At 52.1% G+C, this 18,180-nt stretch carries 15 protein-coding genes; 5 read left to right on the forward strand and 10 right to left on the reverse strand.

What is annotated here, in order from left to right; translation table 11 throughout:
- The first annotated feature begins 393 nt into the window (after positions 1–393).
- Genes AC2FNV_RS12815 through AC2FNV_RS12825 form a run of 3 tightly spaced genes read left to right on the forward strand, consistent with a single transcriptional unit; the run spans position 394 to position 3,505 of the window.
- Positions 394–1,410, forward strand: a complete 1,017-nt coding sequence (locus AC2FNV_RS12815; protein ID WP_170608230.1) for a C4-dicarboxylate TRAP transporter substrate-binding protein — start codon at positions 394–396, stop codon at positions 1,408–1,410.
- Positions 1,411–1,468: 58 nt separating this feature from the next.
- Complete coding sequence (locus AC2FNV_RS12820) at positions 1,469–2,098, forward strand: TRAP transporter small permease (RefSeq protein WP_170608228.1); 630 nt, start codon at positions 1,469–1,471, stop codon at positions 2,096–2,098.
- A 3-nt stretch (positions 2,099–2,101) separates the two neighbouring features.
- The gene (locus tag AC2FNV_RS12825; RefSeq protein WP_496773477.1) at positions 2,102–3,505 is read left to right on the forward strand and encodes a TRAP transporter large permease; all 1,404 of its coding nucleotides are present in this window, start codon (positions 2,102–2,104) and stop codon (positions 3,503–3,505) included.
- 135 nt (positions 3,506–3,640) lie between these two features.
- On the opposite strand, the gene ocd is transcribed toward AC2FNV_RS12825, so the two are convergent.
- From ocd to rocF, 3 genes are read right to left on the reverse strand one after another with little or no spacing between them, the layout of a single operon-like run.
- A complete protein-coding gene (ocd, locus tag AC2FNV_RS12830) occupies positions 3,641–4,681 on the reverse strand; it encodes an ornithine cyclodeaminase (RefSeq protein ID WP_170608224.1) in 1,041 nt (346 codons plus the stop codon).
- Between the two features lie 9 nt (positions 4,682–4,690).
- Positions 4,691–5,611 (reverse strand): citrulline utilization hydrolase CtlX, encoded by a 921-nt coding sequence (ctlX, locus tag AC2FNV_RS12835; RefSeq protein WP_170608222.1) that lies wholly within the window; start codon positions 5,609–5,611, stop codon positions 4,691–4,693.
- Positions 5,611–6,531 carry an arginase gene (rocF, locus tag AC2FNV_RS12840; protein WP_170608220.1) on the reverse strand — a complete coding sequence of 307 codons (921 nt, stop codon included), beginning with the start codon at positions 6,529–6,531 and terminating at the stop codon, positions 5,611–5,613. The genes ctlX and rocF overlap by 1 nt, the downstream gene beginning before the upstream one ends.
- An 86-nt stretch (positions 6,532–6,617) precedes the next feature.
- Here rocF and AC2FNV_RS12845 point away from each other — a divergent pair, with 86 nt between their 5' ends.
- Together AC2FNV_RS12845 and mprF are read left to right on the forward strand one after the other, a co-directional pair.
- The gene (locus AC2FNV_RS12845; protein WP_170476567.1) at positions 6,618–7,046 is read left to right on the forward strand and encodes an Lrp/AsnC family transcriptional regulator; all 429 of its coding nucleotides are present in this window, start codon (positions 6,618–6,620) and stop codon (positions 7,044–7,046) included.
- Between the two features lie 107 nt (positions 7,047–7,153).
- On the forward strand, positions 7,154–9,763 hold the full coding sequence (gene mprF, locus AC2FNV_RS12850) for a bifunctional lysylphosphatidylglycerol flippase/synthetase MprF (protein ID WP_170608370.1): 2,610 nt from the start codon (positions 7,154–7,156) through the stop codon (positions 9,761–9,763).
- Between the two features lie 3 nt (positions 9,764–9,766).
- On the opposite strand, the gene AC2FNV_RS12855 is transcribed toward mprF, so the two are convergent.
- From AC2FNV_RS12855 to AC2FNV_RS12885, 7 genes are all read right to left on the reverse strand, one after another.
- On the reverse strand, positions 9,767–11,317 hold the full coding sequence (locus AC2FNV_RS12855) for an efflux transporter outer membrane subunit (protein ID WP_254442437.1): 1,551 nt from the start codon (positions 11,315–11,317) through the stop codon (positions 9,767–9,769).
- Between the two features lie 11 nt (positions 11,318–11,328).
- On the reverse strand, positions 11,329–12,474 hold the full coding sequence (locus tag AC2FNV_RS12860) for an HlyD family secretion protein (protein WP_170608216.1): 1,146 nt from the start codon (positions 12,472–12,474) through the stop codon (positions 11,329–11,331).
- Between the two features lie 21 nt (positions 12,475–12,495).
- Positions 12,496–12,852, reverse strand: coding sequence for a DUF3302 domain-containing protein (locus AC2FNV_RS12865; protein WP_170475495.1), 357 nt, complete (start codon positions 12,850–12,852; stop codon positions 12,496–12,498).
- Positions 12,853–12,885: 33 nt separating this feature from the next.
- Positions 12,886–13,452: a disulfide bond formation protein B gene (locus AC2FNV_RS12870; protein WP_170476565.1), complete on the reverse strand. Its 567-nt coding sequence runs from the start codon at positions 13,450–13,452 to the stop codon at positions 12,886–12,888.
- 15 nt (positions 13,453–13,467) lie between these two features.
- Positions 13,468–13,623 (reverse strand): DUF5993 family protein, encoded by a 156-nt coding sequence (locus AC2FNV_RS12875; protein ID WP_170608214.1) that lies wholly within the window; start codon positions 13,621–13,623, stop codon positions 13,468–13,470.
- A 206-nt stretch (positions 13,624–13,829) separates the two neighbouring features.
- Entirely contained in the window at positions 13,830–16,979 is a 3,150-nt protein-coding gene (locus AC2FNV_RS12880; protein ID WP_496773482.1) for an efflux RND transporter permease subunit, read from the reverse strand.
- Between the two features lie 3 nt (positions 16,980–16,982).
- Positions 16,983–18,161 carry an efflux RND transporter periplasmic adaptor subunit gene (locus AC2FNV_RS12885; RefSeq protein ID WP_170475490.1) on the reverse strand — a complete coding sequence of 393 codons (1,179 nt, stop codon included), beginning with the start codon at positions 18,159–18,161 and terminating at the stop codon, positions 16,983–16,985.
- Between the last annotated feature and the right edge of the window lie 19 nt (positions 18,162–18,180).

Raw genomic sequence — 18,180 nt, forward strand, 5'->3', positions numbered from 1 at the left:
AGGCTCCTCCCTCTGATTTGGAATATATCGGTTCGATTTTGCCCGCCGATCAGGCAATGTCGAGCCGTTTCTCCCCTACTCGAATAATACGGGATTGTGAAAATAAATAAATAAATTGCGGTAATCCTTGGATTAGTTTGTAAACAAGTTTTTTGATTTAAGTCAATTTTGTAAAAAAATCATAGAAATATTTGAAAAAACGATAAAAAACAACGAGGTAGATGTCATGAATTTTGCGCTCTGTTGACTCGACCGTCCAATCTTGACTGACTCTTGATCGGTGATGAGGTCGAATACACGCTGAAACGAGCGGGGGTTGGCAGATTCCAGACTAAGCGCTAGCTTCGAATATAAGCGTCCCGAAGAAGGGGCGCACATAAGGGAGAGACCAATATGAACAGGATGTTTAGCGGTGTTGCCGTGGGCGTCATAGCAACGGCGTTCGTTACAGAGGCCGCAGCCACCGAATGGAACGCTTCGGTATGGGGCAAGCGGCGTGCTTTTACTGAGCATGTGGAGAGATTAGCTGAACTGGTTAACGAGAAAACCAACGGGGATTTCACCATCAACGTAAGCTATGGTGGGCTTTCAAAACCGCGTGAAAATCTGGATGGCATCGAAATTGGTGCATTTGAAATGGCGCAGTTCTGCGCAGGCTACCACCGAGACAAGAACCGCGCGATTACTGTTTTGGAGTTGCCATTTCTGGGCGTGAATAATCTGGACGAAGAAGTGGCGGTCAGCCATGCGGTTTATGACCACCCAGCAGTCAAAGACGAGATGGCCCAGTGGAATGCCCGCATTATTATGACCTCGCCAATGCCACAGTACAACCTCGTTGGTACCGGCGACCCAAGGGATCAACTTGCCGAGTTTGACGGCATGCGCGTCCGCGCGACAGGAGGGCTCGGGAAAGCTTTCGAAGCCGTTGGCGGCGTTCCGACCTCTGTACCTGCGACCGAGGCATTTAACGCTATGGAGTCTGGTGTAGTCGACACAGTTGCTTTTGCGCAGCACGCGCATTTGTCATTTGGCACGATCAACGAGGCTGATTGGTGGACCGCTAACTTAAACCCTGGCACAGTCAACTGTCCCGTCGTCGTCAATATCGATGCTTATGAAGCCTTGCCGGCTGAACATCGTGAAGCGCTTGATAGCTCTATAGATGAGGCAATTGATCATTACTTGGCTAATTACGCTGGCCTGCTTGAAAAATGGGACAGTGTTCTACAGGAGAAGGGCGTTACGAAAGTAACCATTGATGACGCTGTGATCGAAGAATTCCGCGCCAAGGCGGCCGATCCAATCCGCGAGCAATGGATTGCTGATATGTCGGCACAAGGACTACCGGCGCAAGACCTGTATGATCTTGTTCAAGCGACCTTGAAACAGCAACGCGGCGGTAACTGACCGTAAGGGCCGGGCGTTTTTTAACGCCCGGCCACTTGGACTTGAGGGATCACCTTATATGGCGGGACAGGCAACGGTGTTAGAAGACGGCAGCCTGATAAGCCGTCTGGATAAAAAATTATTGAAGCTTGAACGATTTCTGGCTCTGCTAAGTGGTATAGCTGTGTTTGGCCTTATGGCGCTGGCAGTTGTGTCGGTCAGTGGACGAAATGCGCTGAACGCGCCGCTGCCTGGCTATGTTGACTGGATCGAGCAGGCTATGCCGTTGATAGCATTCCTCGGCATTTCATTTGTGCAACGCGACGGCGGGCATATTCGTATGGATATCGTGATCTCACGATTGCACGGGCGTTCTCTGTGGCTGTTTGAGACTATCTCGGTTGTTCTGATCCTGCTTCTTATGCTTGCCCTCGTTTGGGGCAGCTGGTCGCATTTTGAACGGTCCTTTGATTTCAGTGCACCTTTTTGGAGCCGCGATAGCTCAATCGACATCGGCATTCCACTCTGGCCCGCCAAGCTTCTGGCTCCGATAGCTTTTTCAGTGCTTTGCCTGCGTCTGATCTTACAAATCTGGGGGTATGGAAAGGCGTTGGTTCTGGGTCTGGAGCATCCAGTTGCAGTGCCCTTGATTCAGGACACAGCAGCTCAGGCAGCTGCCGAAGCTGAACAGTTTGAAAGGCGCTCGTAACTCATGGACACGATAGATATCGGGCTTTGGGTCACGGGTGGTCTGTTGGTTCTGGTGGTCACGGGGATGCGTGTGGCTTTTGCTGCGGCTCTGGCGGGGCTTGTCGGACTAATCTGGATTTTTTGGGCAAAGTTCGGCTATGACCCAGAACGTTTTGGCAAGGCTCTGACCGTGGCTGTGAAAACGGCGGGGCAGGTACCACATTCCAAGGTCGCTTCTCACACGCTCAGTTTGATCCCGACGTTTATCCTTATCGGTTACCTCGCTTATTACGCCGGACTTACTCGCGCGTTGTTTGAGGCGGCGAAACGTTGGGTCGCCTGGGTCCCGGGCGGACTAGCCGTATCTACTGTATTTGCCACCGCAGGATTTGCGGCTGTTTCAGGGGCATCTGTCGCCACGTCCGCAGTATTTGCGCGTATAGCTATCCCCGAGATGTTATCTGTCGGCTACAACAAACGTTTCGCCGCAGGCGTTGTCGCCGCAGGTGGGACGCTGGCTTCGCTTATTCCACCCTCTGCGATACTTGTGATCTATGCCATTATTGTCGAGCAGGATGTGGGAAAATTGTTGCTCGCCGGCTTTATACCAGGTGCATTCTCGGCGGTAATCTACGGCTTGTTGATCGTGGGCATAGCTGTGATTTTCAAAACCGTGGGTCCTCCTGTGACCGGATTTACCTGGAAACAACGTCTTGCGGCGTTGCCCGGAGCACTGCCAATCGTCGCCGTGATCCTGATCATAATTTGTTTCGTATACAACCCGTTTGGCGAAGATGCGTGGGGCACTCCAACCGAAGGCGGAGCGATCGGTGCCTTCATCGTCTTCTGTTTCGCTTTGATCCACGGTATGCGGTGGCAAGAGTTCAAATCTGCCCTTCTTGAGACCGCAAAGTTAACGGCTATGATTTTCGCCATAATTTGGGGCGTGCTCATCTACGTCCGGTTTCTAGGCTTCGCTGATCTGCCGGGCGCATTCTCGGATTGGATCACGTCGTTAGAGATGTCGCCGATGCTGATCCTGATATGCATACTGTTGGCTTATGCAGTGTTGGGCATGTTCATGGATGCAATCGGGATGCTGCTGCTTACACTGCCCGTTGTTTACCCCGCAGTTATGGCCCTAAATGGAGGTGAAGCGGTAAGTGCCGCAGACAGCACTTTTGGCATGTCAGGACCGATGTGTGCGATCTGGTTTGGTATACTGGTTGTGAAAATGGCCGAGTTCTGCTTGATCACGCCGCCGATAGGTCTCAACTGTTTTGTTGTGGCTGGCGTTCGTCCCGACCTTAGCGTTCAGGACGTTTTTAAAGGCGTGACGCCTTTCTTTGTTGCAGATGCCGTTACAATAGCGTTGCTCGTCGCTTTCCCTGGCATCGTGCTCTATCTACCGTCGCTCGCAAGCTAGTTAGAGAAAGCACACGAAGTCAGGCGTCTATCAAAAAAGTCGCCAGATTGGATTGGACCAAATTCTTGGTCTGTAAGAGCCTCGCGCAGGAAGCACAGCGTTTGACGAGATAACAAAGTAGCGGTTTCTGCCAGATCAGACAGCTCGCATTACCATGCCAAACAAATCGCGAGGATCGTCGGGGTCGGCCAGCATGTCCAAAGGTTCAAAGAACTCCGTTCCGTCTATAGCCTGTTTGACGTAGCGCAGGGCCGAGAAATCTTCGATCGCGAATCCGACGCTGTCGAATAGGGTAATTTGGCGGTCATCTGTGCGGCCTTTCGACTGTCCTGCCATGACTTGCCACATCTCGGTTACTGGATAGTCGTCATCCAATGCCTGAATCTCACCTTCGATGCGGGTCTGCTCTGGGTACTCTACAAATATGTCCGACCGTAAAAGAATGTCTTTGTGCAGTTCGGTCTTGCCAGGGCAGTCTCCACCGATAGCGTTGATATGAACCCCTGGGCCAACCATGTTGTCTGTTAGAATTGTGGCGTATTTCTTATCCGCTGTGCAGGTGGTGATGATCTGCGCACCTTCAATAGCATCCTCGGGTGTCTTGCAGGATATCACTGAGAGACCCTTGCCGCTTAAGTTTGCAGCACATTTCACGGTCGCATTCGGATCAATGTCATAAAGGCGCACCGTGTCTATGCCGCACATTGCCTTGAATGCTAGACATTGAAATTCGGATTGGGCGCCATTGCCGATCATGGCCATGGTTTTTGCGTTTATAGGAGCCAGGTAGCTGCCAACTAGCGCAGAGGTGGCTGCCGTTCGTAATGCGGTCAAAATTGTCATCTCTGTCAGCAGAGTAGGATAACCAGTGTAAACGTCAGCCAGTAGGCCAAAGGCTGTTACGGTTTGTAAGCCCTCGGATGTGTTTTTGGGATGGCCGTTGACGTATTTGAAACCATATGCTTCGCCATCGGAAGTCGGCATAAGTTCGATCACGCCATGGGGCGAATGGGCGGGAATCCGGGGCGTTTTGTCAAAGCTTTCCCAGCGTTTGAAATCCGCTTCAATCACGGCGGCAAGCTCGATGATCATTTTTTCGACACCGATGTGGTGTACCAACCGCATCATGTTGTCTACGGAGACAAAGGGGACAAGAGCCTTATCGGAAGGTTGCATATTTGACTCCTATCGGCGGGAAAGGTGGATGCCTGCGATCATGCAGCGAACGGAACCGCCGGCGGTTTCGATTGTTGGCACGGACAACGGAAGCAGTCTTGCGCTGTTTTCAATGATAGAGAGCTGCTCGGGCGTAAGTGACGACAAGGCTCTGCTGGACAAGGCAAGAACCAAACCATTTTTCCCATTAAGTTCGATGGCATTGCCTGCAAATTCTGCGATTTGCGCGTGCGAAAGTTCGACGATTTTGCGACCAGATTCCTCAAGCCTTGCCCGAACGGTGGCCCGTCGTTCTTGGTCCGGGATCATATCTAGACAAATCAGCGCGTATTGAGTGCCGATACCCATCAAAACATTGGTATGGTAGACGTCGCGCCCGGCTGATTCCTTGGCTTGGAAAGCAATGGGTTCATAGTTGAAATGCGTGCAAAACCTTTCTAGCAAAACAGGGTCCGCACGGTTGGATTTAACTGTGTAAGCAATGCGACCGACATGGTCCAAAACCATTGCGCCAGTACCTTCTAACGCAAGGTTGTCCTGTTCCAAACCAGAGTAATCAATCACATCCTGAACGCGGTATTCTTGTTTGAGCAGCTTGATTACGTCATCGCGCCGTTCACGTCGGCGAGATGGCGCGAACATTGGATAGATAGCCACATGGCCGCCAGGATGTGTTGAGAACCAATTGTTGGGAAAAACACTGTCTGGCGTATCAAGATTCCCATGATCATCGAAAACGTGAACAGTGATGCCAGCAGCTCTCAACTGGTACACAGCCTCGTCATGTTCCTGCAAGGCAGTAGAGGAAGTTGCCTGTGATGATGTTTGCGCCAGAGTTTGAAACGCGTTGTCGTGGCTGGTTTCAGGATTGGAAGCAAATGCATGAGGTCGGATCATAACAACTGCGGACGGTGATTGAAGCGAGTGCATCAGAAACTCCGGGTCGGGCGATCAAAGATCCGGCGACCCATAAGTGAGGCTGCCAAGTCGACCATCAGTTTTGCGGTACGACCGCGTTCATCGAGAAACGGGTTCAACTCGACAAGGTCCAGCGAACACACCAGACCGCTTTCGTGTAGTAGCTCCATGACCAAATGCGCTTCGCGTTCCGTTGCGCCTCCGGGTACAGTGGTCCCGACGGCTGGCGCTATGGCAGGGTCCAAAAAGTCAACGTCCAGTGAAACGTGCAAGATGCCATTTGCCGTACGAACTTTGTCAAGAAAGGCGATCAAGGGAGCTTTTATCCCATGCTCATCTATCGTGCGCATATCCGCCAGCATTGCGCGCGCCTGTTCCAGAATGGTTCGTTCTTCCAGATCGACGGATCGAAGCCCGATCATACCAACACGGTCAGTGGGGACAGGTACGGCAGGGGCAGGGAAGGCTTCAAAGCCTGACTGCCCCGTGAAATAAGCTACGGGTGTGCCGTGCAGATTGCCGCTGCTGGTGCTGTCGGGGGTGTGGAAATCACTGTGCGCATCAAGCCACAACACAAACAAGGGTCGCCCAATCTTGTTGGCGTACGCTGCCATCCCCGAGACGGTTCCCATAGACAGAGCGTGGTCTCCACCCATAAAAATTGGCATTCCCCGGACGGCAGAATTTTGTGCCGCTCGACCCAAAGCTTGAGTCCAACCAACACATTCTGGCAAGGCGTATAAATGTTCGTGGGAAGGTATCTCGACTGGGTCCGGTACGGTATCGCCTACGTCATCCACCTCATGCCCAAGATCACGTAAGGCTTGCCCTAGCCCGGCCACACGATATGCATCTGGACCCATGCGACATCCTTGACGCCGTTTTCCGGAATCCATCGGCGCACCAACTAAGATCAGCGATTTTTTGTCCATATGTTCTTTTATCGACGCAATGCGGGTTGCGAGAAGACAACAAAGTGCTCAAAAAGAAGCTGGATGAACCGATATGGAAGTCAATCTTGGACGATTTGGACAATAAACTGCTAAATGCGCTACATCGAGATGCCCGCGCGTCCTTGTCGGAACTTGCCGAAACGCTTGGGGTAACGCGCACAACTGTGCGCAGTCGTCTACATCGGCTCAAGCAGTCTGGGGAAATCGTAGGATTTACAGTGGTGACACGCAAGAATGTTGCGGAAAGTCCGGTACGAGGTCTGATGATGTTGGGGATCGAAGGTCGCGGGACAGAGAGAATAATGTCACGTATCGCTGCAATGCAACAGGTGCGGGCAGTGCATTCTACTAACGGCAGCTGGGATCTAATCGCCGAGATCGGAACGGATACGCTGGCTGAACTGGATGGAGTTTTGTTTCAAATTCGCCGGATGGAAGGGATCACTCGGTCAGAAACAAATCTGCTTTTGTCGACTCGCAAGGGCCGATCTTGATGAACCAATGGTAACGCTTTGACGGCCTTGAGATTTGTGCAAAACTTACCTTGTTGGCGGGTCGTTACCGTCTGGCAGTTGGACGGGACAAAGGCGGGACTATTGCGATGACCACTCAAGCAGCACCCGACGAGTCGCAATCAACGGATTGGGTGAACAAAGCATCCGGCCTGCTTGAAAAGCCTCTTGTCCGGGTTGCTGTACCTTTGCTTGTAACTCTAATTGCGCTGGCTGTTTTGCACGAACTTTCGGCACACGTGAAATGGTCCGAAGTTACCGCGGACGTTGCAAATACACGGTGGCAAACACTTTTTTTTGCTCTCTGTTGGACCGCGTTTAGTTTTCTTTCACTGTCCCTTTACGATGTCTTCGCCGTGCAGAGCGTTGCGGACGGAAAGGTTCCTCTACCTGTGGCAGGAATGGCTGGCGCAACCGGTTATGCTGTATCGAACTGTGTTGGGTTTTCATACATAACTGGCACGGCAATCCGATACAGAATTTACGCGTCTTTAGGCTTGGATCTGAGCCGAGTAGCCGGTGTCATTGCAACTTCTTGGATCGCGTTTTGGATGGGCTTGGTCCTGATAATGGGGCTTTTGCTGACGCTGCATCCTGACGGTATTTCCAAGGTCCTGCCCATTAGTGAGACGGTGGAAACCGTGATAGGCCTAATATTGCTGACTGGCCTCGCTGTTTTGTTCGTCTGGCTTTCACGTGGTGGGCGAAGGTTCGGTTTTGCTGGGCTCGGGTTTAACTTGCCCGGCGGCAAACTGGCCGGCCTGCTCACGCTTGCTGCTTTGGGTGATATCTTTGGCGCTTCAATGACGCTCTATGTACTGATGCCCGATGATCTCGGTGTAGGCTATCCCTATTTTTTCACGATTTTCGTTGCTGCAATCGCAATCGGTATTCTCAGTCACGCTCCGGGTGGTTTAGGTGTGTTTGAGGCAACCTTGATCGCGGGCCTTGGCGCGTCGGGTCGATCGGACGTCATTGCAGCTCTGTTGTTGTATCGGGTTGTCTATACTTTTCTTCCTTTCGCTATTGCGACGTTGTCCATAGCTATCGCATCCGCTCTGACTCAACGGCATCGCATCGGCGGAGCGGCGACTTGGATTTACCGTGTTATCCGCCCGATTGTTCCAATGGTCGCTGCCGGTGTCGCGGCTGTTGCAGGCGCTATCATGCTCGTGTCCGGAGCGTTGCCATCCAGTTCACAAAACCTTGGAATTTTACGTGAAGTTTTGCCGTTGTCCTTCGTAGAAGCGTCACATTTGGCAGGCAGTGCAATAGGTTTGCTGCTGCTGTTGGTGTCACGTGGGCTGTTCCGCAAGCTGTATCGCGCGTGGGTGGTTGCCATGCTGCTAATGGTCGCTGGTTTTTTTGCGTCGCTTGCCAAGGGCTTGGACACGCATGAGGCGTTGTCGATGCTGGCCACGATTGGTCTGCTTGCAATGTTTCGAAGCGCGTTCTATCGAGTCAGTGGAGCGTCCATCTTTCGCCTGAACATCCCTTGGCTTGTCAGCGTTGTCGCCCTGTTAGCGGTGATCTTCTGGATTGGGCTTTTTGCTTACTCTCACGTTGAATACGAAAATGCGCTTTGGTGGGACTTTGCTTGGAACGGGGATGCGTCTCGGTTCCTGAGATCCAGCCTTGCGGTGGCCGTGATCCTTGGTGTGGTCGCCATAAATTCTCTTTTCGGGCGAGAAATTCCAACACCCGCGCGCACGGAAATTCCTGCGGTTGTAGAGCGGCTTGCATTGGAATGCGAAGATACCGAAGCTCAGATTGCCCTGACCGGAGACAAACAGTTTCTGATATCCTCGGACGAAACCGCGTTTTTAGCATATGCCGATACTGGCAATGCCTTGATCACAAAAGGCGAACCGGTCGGAGACGAGACGGCAGGTGTTCAACTAATCTGGCAATTGCGTGAGCGCGCTGATCGAGAGGGTAAACTATGCGCGTTTTATAGTGTATCGACCAAGTATCTTCCAACCTTTCTGGACCTCGGGCTTTCAATCTTAAAGATAGGAGAAGTCGCCCGCGTCCCGCTTAAAGATTTTTCTTTGGACGGCAAGTCTCGCAAACGCTTTCGGCAGGCGAAGAACAGGGCGGAACGCGAAGGCTATGTATTTGAAATAATTCCTAAAGAGCGGATGGCGCCAATTCTGCCGGAACTGCGCAAAATTTCCGATCACTGGCTTGAGCATAAAGCAGGAGAAGAGAAGGGATTTGCGCTGGGAGGGTTCGATGATGATTACTTATCTTACTTTGATTTTGCGGTATTAAGAGATCGGGAAACCAACCAAATCTTGGCTTTTGCCAACCTCTTTCAGGGTGGTCACAAATCCGAACTTTCCTTGGATTTAATGCGTTACGAGCCAGACAGCCCAAGTTTTGTCATGGACGCTCTTTTTGCCGAAATGATGGCCTGGGGAGCAGAGCAAGGGTTCCACTGGTTTTCACTTGGGGCGGCCCCGTTTTCGGGGATCGAAAATCGGCAGCTAGCGTCGATCTGGAACCGGATCGGCGGGTTTGTTTACGATCATGGTGAGCAATTCTATCACTTCGAAGGACTGCGAACCTTTAAGCAGAAATTTGACCCGGAATGGAGCCCCAACTATTTGGCCAGCCCCGGCGGGCTGGCCGCGCCTCGCATTCTGTACGAGGTCAACATATTGATCTCGGGTGGGCTTAGAGGTTTGACAAAATAGTTGTTAATTCAGGCTCGCGCGGGTTGGTGTATTTTCCAGAAGATCTCCCCAATCCGTGCGATACGCCATTTCTGCAAGAACAGTTTCAGGTAAGAACTCCTGATTTTGCCTGATTTGCCAGCCGCCTCCTAACCCCTTGTAAATTGAAACTAAATTGGTCGACACCTGTTGGCGGGCTTCGATTAAATTCGCCTGTGACCTTAATAGCGCGGTTTGGGTGTTCAATATTCGCGAGTAACTGGCGATGCCGTCGCGGTACTGATCCACGGCAATTTCCGCAGCCCGACGTGAGGCCTCGACGCTGCGCTGATAAAAAGCGACTTGTTTACGAGCCTCGCTATACGCGACCATCGCGCTTTCGACTTCGGAATACGCGGTTAAAACGGTGTTTTGATAATTGGCTATCAACGCTTGGTATGCTGCATCCTGCGCGCGAACGTTATTCTTGATCCGGCCATAATTCAGCACGTTCCAGACCACACCCGCGTTGGCCAACCCTGTTCCACTGCCAGAGCTGAACAGGTCCCGCCCGCCTGAAGCCTGCAATCCTACAGCGCCAGACAAGATAAACTGCGGGTAAAGATCTGCCATGGCAATTCCCACTTCCGCGGATTGTGTTGCCGCAGCCAGCTCAGCGGCCCTGACGTCCGGGCGCCGTCTTAACAATTCAGCAGGAACACCAACCGCTACGTTAGATCGTGCAGTCGGAATACGACCAGAACCGCCCAACATGCCCGACATGTTTGACGGGGTCGTGCCCAGAAGAACCGCCAGAGTGTTTTTTGCTTGTTGAAGATCGCTTTCCAACTCTGGCACCAAAGCTTGAGTGTTGTTTAACAGCGCAGTGGATTCCTGAACATCAAGTTCGGTTGTAACTCCGTTATTAAAGCGCAACTCGGTAAGGTCCAACGCTTCTTGTTGCAGTTTGATATTCTCGCGCGCGACCTGCTGTGCCTCTTGTAATGAACGAATATTAATATAAAGCGCGGCGACGTCGCCAGTCAGCGTTACAAGAGCATCGTCATAGTTTGCAACTTGTAGGGCCAAGTTGGATCTTGCCGCCTGAACACCGCGCCTTTGCGCGCCCCAAACGTCCAACTCCCACTGAGCGTCAAAACCAACTTGTGAAGTTGAGAATTCGGTGTCTAACGGGATAATGCGTCGAATGTCCGAGATCGGTCCTAAGTTTTCGCTGATCCGACGCTGCTGTAACGAGCCACCTATGGCTTGCGACTGCGGATACAGCTCTCCAAATGCTATGCCCAACTGGGCGCGGGCCTGCAAAACTCTGGCTCCGGCGACCTGAAGGCTCAGGTTCTGTGAATATGCCTGCGCAATCAGTTTGTTCAGGGTCGGGTCGTTAAAAGTCTCCCACCATTTGACGACCGGCGCGCTGCGTGATGTTAAACCACTGGCATTTGCGTTTGGGCTGTTTACTTCGATCCATTGTTTTACAACCGGAGAGTTTGGTCGAACGAAATCTGGCCCAACCGGGGCACAGGCAACAAGAGAAGCTACGCATATTGCAGAGCCCATCAGCCAATGGAGTTTCATGGAGCGCATCCTCAAATATCCAGTGGTCTGATAAAGTTTGCAAAAGAATAGAGACGGATGTTAATGCGTCTCAGAAATTCAAAGCTTTTCCCCTGACCGGTATAAATTGCTACGGCGGCATGGCCGCCCGCTGGAAATGTGTGGCCTTCGGGCACATCAACCGTGATTTGTACCGCTATCCGACCTGGCAGTTTCGGCACTTCAAAACCCGGAAGGCGGCCCGATGGAAGGTACTGACCTTGGCGGGTAGCCCACCAAATCGCCTCGACTTTGCCAGGTAAAATTTCTCCGGGGTATAGATCCAGCGCTACTTCGACGGGTTGGCCTGGCTCGACAAATTTCAGGTTCTGCTGGCGAAATGTAGCAAGAATGTATGGCTCGTCCTCAGTTACAAAACTGGCGATTGCGCCAAGCCTGACGTCGCCCACGACCAAGCCGGGGCGGGCCTGCTGCGAAACGATCATGCCGTTTTCGGGTGCGTAAATCGTAGTGTTTTCAAGGAAATACTCAGCTTCTGACAATTGCGCCTGCGCTTGCAATATACCCGTGTTAACGCCGTCTATCTGAGATTCCAGCGCGAGGTTAGCTTTTTGCAAGTTTGCTTCCGCTTGTTTTACGGCCGCTTGATCCTCGGTGACCTGTTCATTCCATCGATCCAGTTCGTCTTGTCGAGCTCCTCCAGCCGGTACAAGGTTCTCATACCGAGCTTGTTGCGTTTGCGCATACGCCAGTTGCGCGTTGGCACGCTCAACCGCTTCGGTTGAAGAAATCACATCCTGTTCAAGAATTTTTGCGTTTTGCTCTGCGGTGACCAATTGCGCTTTGGCGTTGTCGACGGCCAACGAAAACACAGTGTCGTCGAAGCGATAGAGCGGATCTCCCTTGGTGACTTGAGTGTTGGGCTCGACCAGAACCTCGGTCAAGATCGTGGGTTGGGTCAGTTTTGGAACAATTTGTATTGTCGAACGAACGACGTGACTGTCGGCTGAAAAGGGTTGGAAAAACCGTAGCGCAACCAGAAAAATCAACAACAAGTGGGCACCAACCCAGAACGAAACGATGCCCCAAGTGATGTTGAATTTCAGCCACTGCATCTTGAAGAAGATGAACCAGACGAAAATGATATAAAAAAGGGTTATGCCAAGGGCGACAAGCATTGTGTGTTTCTTTCTATAGCCTCAGCCCTTTTCGGTTTCGCCGGACTTGCGCTGGTACTCTTCTTTTACGGTGCCACCCATACGTTCAATATCTTTGCGGATCGCGTCCTTTTCTTCGTCCGGACCTCGGCGAATGTCGACGGTTACACCATCATGAAATGCCCACATAAAGGCGTGCACCCATGGGACAACTGCTAAAAACCCCATCCAACCCATGATTTTGACGGCCTCGGCGTGCGGATGGTTGCGTTTTATAGCAATTCGACCAGGCAGCCCCATTAGGAAAAGAAACAGTGCCATAACCGCCGCCAACAGCAGTATCAGCGCCACAAACGTCAGGTAGTCATAGTAGCCAAGCGGCTGCCCCAATAATCCCATGCTCGCGCCTCCTGTTGGGAAGTTGTTCTATCCTCAGTTGTTGCTGTCCAATTCGTCAATCAATTTGTAGCTGGTTGGTGGGTCCGCGCAAACAGTTGGGCCGCATTCAATCAGGGTTGACGCGGCGTTCAGCACCGCCAAACCCAACATTGTGAAAAATGCAAAACGTGCGAGTTTGTTTCCGCCAAATCGTTCCGTGTTTGGTTCGGACGCATACTGGCGTTCGAACATCAACATGACAGCTGTTCCAACAAGGATCAGAAAAAAACAAATCGCCGCCCAAGTGTAGTAATGCAGACCCAGAACTGGAGAGCCATAGTGCCCGGTACCTGGCACGATGTGCAGAAGAATCTGGCGAATTGCTACGCTGCCACCAAAAAGCGCTGCAAGCAGCATGATTGCATAGTGTTGTGGCCGAGAGCCATATAGCAGGTTCAATCCAAGCCCGACGCCAACGGCGACAAAGCCAACGCGCTGTAGCAAGCATAGCGGGCAGGGGAGTTCATAAAGCGCAATTTGGTAGCCGTAAGCCAGCGCCAGTACCAAGCATACAGCCAGCATTCCCACGGCGTTGAGTGTTCGGGACAGTTCAGGTGTCATGGTAATGCTCGGACCCTAAAGTTGAATGGATAGCTGACTAGTGGCGTGATAATTTAACCAATAAATACTCATCGCCAGCGTTATCAGGAAAAGCGTCGTGCCTGCTTGTGTACGGCCATAATAATTAAGGCCCATTGTGGCGACAAATAACGCAAACAAAAGAGCGATCATGGCCCGGTTCTCCCCTTCCGTGTGCCAGTTCTGAATAACATGGATAGTGTCAGTTGGATCAATACCTGACAAGTCGCAACGGAACTGACTGGCGGAAAATGCTTTTGAACCTTTGGGTTGGTGCGTTTATTAGCATTGCGAATAGCAATTGCCCAAAAATGGGCGAGCGTCCCGTCATCTGGACGGGGCGCCAAGAATTTATAGCCCTATGCGTCTGTCAAAGCGTCGCTGGCTTCCTTGTCGGAGCCACCTTTGGAGCCTTTGATCCATTCGCGCAAGCCCTGCATCACGGCGTAGAGCACAGGCACCAAGATGACGCCAAATAAAGTTGCAGCCAGCATTCCGCCGAATACCGCAACTCCAATTGCCTTTTGGCTGGCAGCGCCAGCACCGCTGGCGGCAAGCAGCGGCACAACGCCAAGAAGGAATGACAAGGCTGTCATCATCACGGCTCGGAATCGTTGATGAGCGGCCTCAGCTGCCGCGTCTTTGATCGACAGTCCATTCGCGCGTTGCTCCATCGCGAATTCTACGATCAAAATGCCGTTCTTAGAGGCCAAGCCAACAAGCATTATCATCCCGATCTGTGTGTAGAGGTTGATGTCGCTACCAACGATGGCCACGGCTGAAACGGCCCCAAACAGTGCAACGATCACAGATAGCAGGATCGAAACCGGCATGGTCCAGCTTTCGTACTGTCCAACCAGAAAGAGGTATCCAAACAGAACAGCAAGTCCCAGAATAATGATCACAAGGCCGCCAGAAGCAAGCTGCTGCTGCGCCGTTCCAGTCCATTCAAACGAATATCCGGGCGGGAGGGCGGTTGCCGATTCCTCTGTCATCACGTTAATAGCATCGCCTGTAGACAACCCTTCGGCCGGAACCGCAGTAACTGTGGCGGATCGGAAAAGGTTATGCCGTTTCAGCAGAACGGGCCCCAAGACATTTTCGACGTCAATTAATGTTCCAAGTGGCACCATTTCGCCCTTCGTCGATCGCACGTACAGGTTTGAGATATCCTCGACATTATCGCGATATGACCCTTCGGCTTGGATCATTACACGATAGACCCGACCGAATAGGTTGAAGTCGTTGACATAGTACGACCCCAACTGCGCCTGCATGGTCTGGAAAATCTCGGCCACGGAAACTTGCAGTGTTTTCGCTTTTTCTCGATCCAGATCGACAAATAACTGAGGGACATTTGCCCGGAAAGTTGTGTAGGCCTGACCGATTTCAGGCCTTTGATTGGCCGAGTAGACGAAAGACCCAACGGCAGAGGCCAGATCTTGCGGACTTCCTCCTCCGGTTTGCTGCACCTCCATTTCAACACCAGCAGACATTCCGAGACCCTGAATAGGCGGAGGGTTGAAGGCCACAATCGAGGCCGCCGACTCCCCGTTTGCGATTGTTAGGACCTTTCCCAGAATTGCATCGGCGCTCAGATCGTCCTCTTGCCGGTCGTCCCAATTATCGAGGTTAACAAAAATAGCGGATCCGTTTGTGATCGTCCCATTTAGAAGCGAGAAACCGTTGATCAGAACAGTACTCGCAACTCCGGGGATCTGTTGTATCTGTGCATCCACCCGTTCAGAAACCGCCTCGGTTCGTTCCAATGTGGCGGCATCCGGTAGCTGGATATCCACGAACAAATATCCGTTGTCCTCTAAAGGCAGGAAGCCACTGGAAGTGTTTGACATAATAGTCACGCCGCCAAACGCAAACGCCGCGATGATGCCCAACGATATGATAGGTACGATAAGCAATTTTCGAACGATTGCGACATAGCCGTTACGCAATCCACCTATGAAACCTTCGAAAACGGCCAGAAGACCCTTTGGAGGTCCGGAACGAGCCTGCAACACCAAGCCACAAAGAGCAGGCGAAAGTGTCAGCGCGTTGATCGACGAGATAACAACCGCGGTCGAGATTGTAACGGCAAACTGAGAATACAATCGACCAGAAATACCCGGCATGAAAGTGACTGGTACAAAGACCGCAAGCAAAACCAAAGTGGTTGCTATAACAGGTCCAGTGATCTGGCCCATAGCTTTGCGCGTAGCCTCGGCAGGTGCCAGCCCTTCTTCGGCGATAATGCGTTCAACGTTTTCGACCACAACGATCGCATCATCAACGACGATACCAATCGCTAGTACCAGTGCGAAAAGAGAAATCGTGTTCAGCGACATGCCGAAAGCAAGTAAGAAAGCGAATGTGCCGATCAATGATACCGGAATGGCAACTGCTGGAATAATTGTCGCTCGCCAACTGCCCAAGAAGATAAAGACAACCGAGATCACAAGGATGAATGTTAGGATCAGTGTTGAAACCACGTCGCTCAACGATTGTTCGACAAAATCAGTGGTGTTGAACGGCACCTGATATTCCACATCAATCGGGAATGCACGTGATAAGCGTTCAAGTTCGGCTTCGACTCTATCCGACACCGCCAATGCGTTTGCGCCTGGAGCTTGATAAATGCCAAGCACAGTTGCAGGAACGCTGTCGAAATATCCAGATGCCTGATAATATTCGGCTCCCAGTTCTACTCTCGCAATATCGCGAACTCGCACAATTGATCCTGCATCGCCGGTTCTGATGACGATTTCTCCAAACTCTGCAGCCGAGGTCAGCCGACCTTTGGTTTTGATCGTGTACTGAAATGTTTGCCCCTCAGGAACTGGAGGCGCACCTATCGAGCCTGCTGAAACCTCGATATTCTGTTCCCGAATGGCGTTGATGACGTCCCCGGGTGTAATCGCAAGCGCAGCCATTTTGTCCGGGTCCATCCAGATACGCATGGCATATTCCAGGTTGGTCAAAACGTCCGCCTTACCGACGCCTTGAATGCGGGCAAGGGCATCTTTTAGGTTTATCGAGGCATAGTTCGAAAGAAATACACTGTCGTATGTGCCGTTGGGCGACGTCAGAGTGACCAGCAACAACATATTTGTGGATGCCTTTTGAGTCACTACGCCCGAAGATGTTACTTCAGTCGGCAGCGAAGACATTGCCTGAGCCACGCGGTTCTGCACGTTTACCGAGGCGATGTCAGGGTCGGTGCCCACCTCGAAGGTGATATTCAATGAATAGTTGCCGTTGTCCGACGAGGTCGACGTCATGTAAATCATGTCGTCCACACCGTTTACCTGGGCTTCGATTGGCGCGGCAACGGTATTTTCAACGGTTTCCGCGTTAGCCCCGGTGTAAGTTGTCGAGACACTAACAACTGGCGGCGTAATGTCCGGGAATTGGGCCACTGGCAACACCAGATAGCCAATCCCACCCATGATGGTGAGTACGAGCGAGATTACAAGCGCCAGCTTTGGCCGGCTGATGAACAGGGCTGAGAACATCAGTTATTCTCCCGGCTGTTCAGTGGCAACAACCGCGTCGACGGCCACTCCTGGACGCACCCTTTGGAGGCCCTCGACAATCACACTTTCCCCTTCTCGCAGCCCCTCCGAAACGATTATCGCCGACCCAACCACATCACCGGTAGTTATATATCGCTGTTCAACCATCTGTTTATCGTTAACAACCAGAACGAATTCACCCCTTTGATCACGCTGTAGGGCGGCCTGCGGGATGAGGACTTGAAGCGTCGGTTCCAGTGCTTCGATATGGACGCTAAGGAAAGCCCCGTCGACTATCAGACGATCAGCATTATCAAACTCGGCTCGTACAGTGATGGCACCGGTCAACGGGTCAATTCGGTTGTCCACAAAAACGATTTCCCCGGTTTCGTCCAGTTCTGTCCCATTTGGAAGCGTGACGTGCACATTCGGGCTCTTATTACTTTCTGCTAAGGAGGCCGGGTTCTCCCCTACCTGCTCCAGAACCGTAGTGAACTGCTTCTCATTTAAAGAAAAATTTACGTAGATCGGCGCTTCGCGGACCAAATTCACCAATGGTGGATTGGTTGGGCCAACGACGTCGCCAACACTGGTTGTTACGCGTCCGATACGCCCGTCAAAAGGGGCGTGTATCTGAGTATAACTTAGGTCAAGTTGCGCCTGTTGAATGGCAGCATTTGCCGCTTTGACTTCGGCCTCGGCGACGAGCTCATTGGCGCGAGCTATGTCGCGCTCGGACTCGGGTGTTGCATCCCGCTTGTACAGTTCTTCCTTACGCGCCAGATCGACTTTCGCGAGCTCAAGGTTGGCTTCGGCTCTGTCCAGATCGGCCTTGCGAGCTTCCAATGTGGCCTCATAAAGGTCAGGCTCGATTGTAAACAGCAGGTCGTCCTTTTTGACCAAAGCTCCGTCTTCTACAGCCTGGCTGTCGAGGAACCCGTTGACACGCGCCACTATGTCGACCTTATCAATTGCCTCGGCCCGGCCGATGAACACTGCTTCATCGGTGATCTCTTCGGTATAGGCGGCGGCGATCGAAACCTTTGGCGGCGGCGCGTTTTCTTGATCTTGGGCGAGCGCTGCGTGTGCAGTGCTGAGGCAGAAGATCAAGGCGATTTTCGTTCCGATCCCGCGAGCCGACTCTCTTCCAAAGAAATTCGTATTGATAAAAGCAAAAGACATGGCACGCGCCCCATTCAGA

Source organism: Ruegeria sp. BHSA163 (assembly GCF_059613365.1).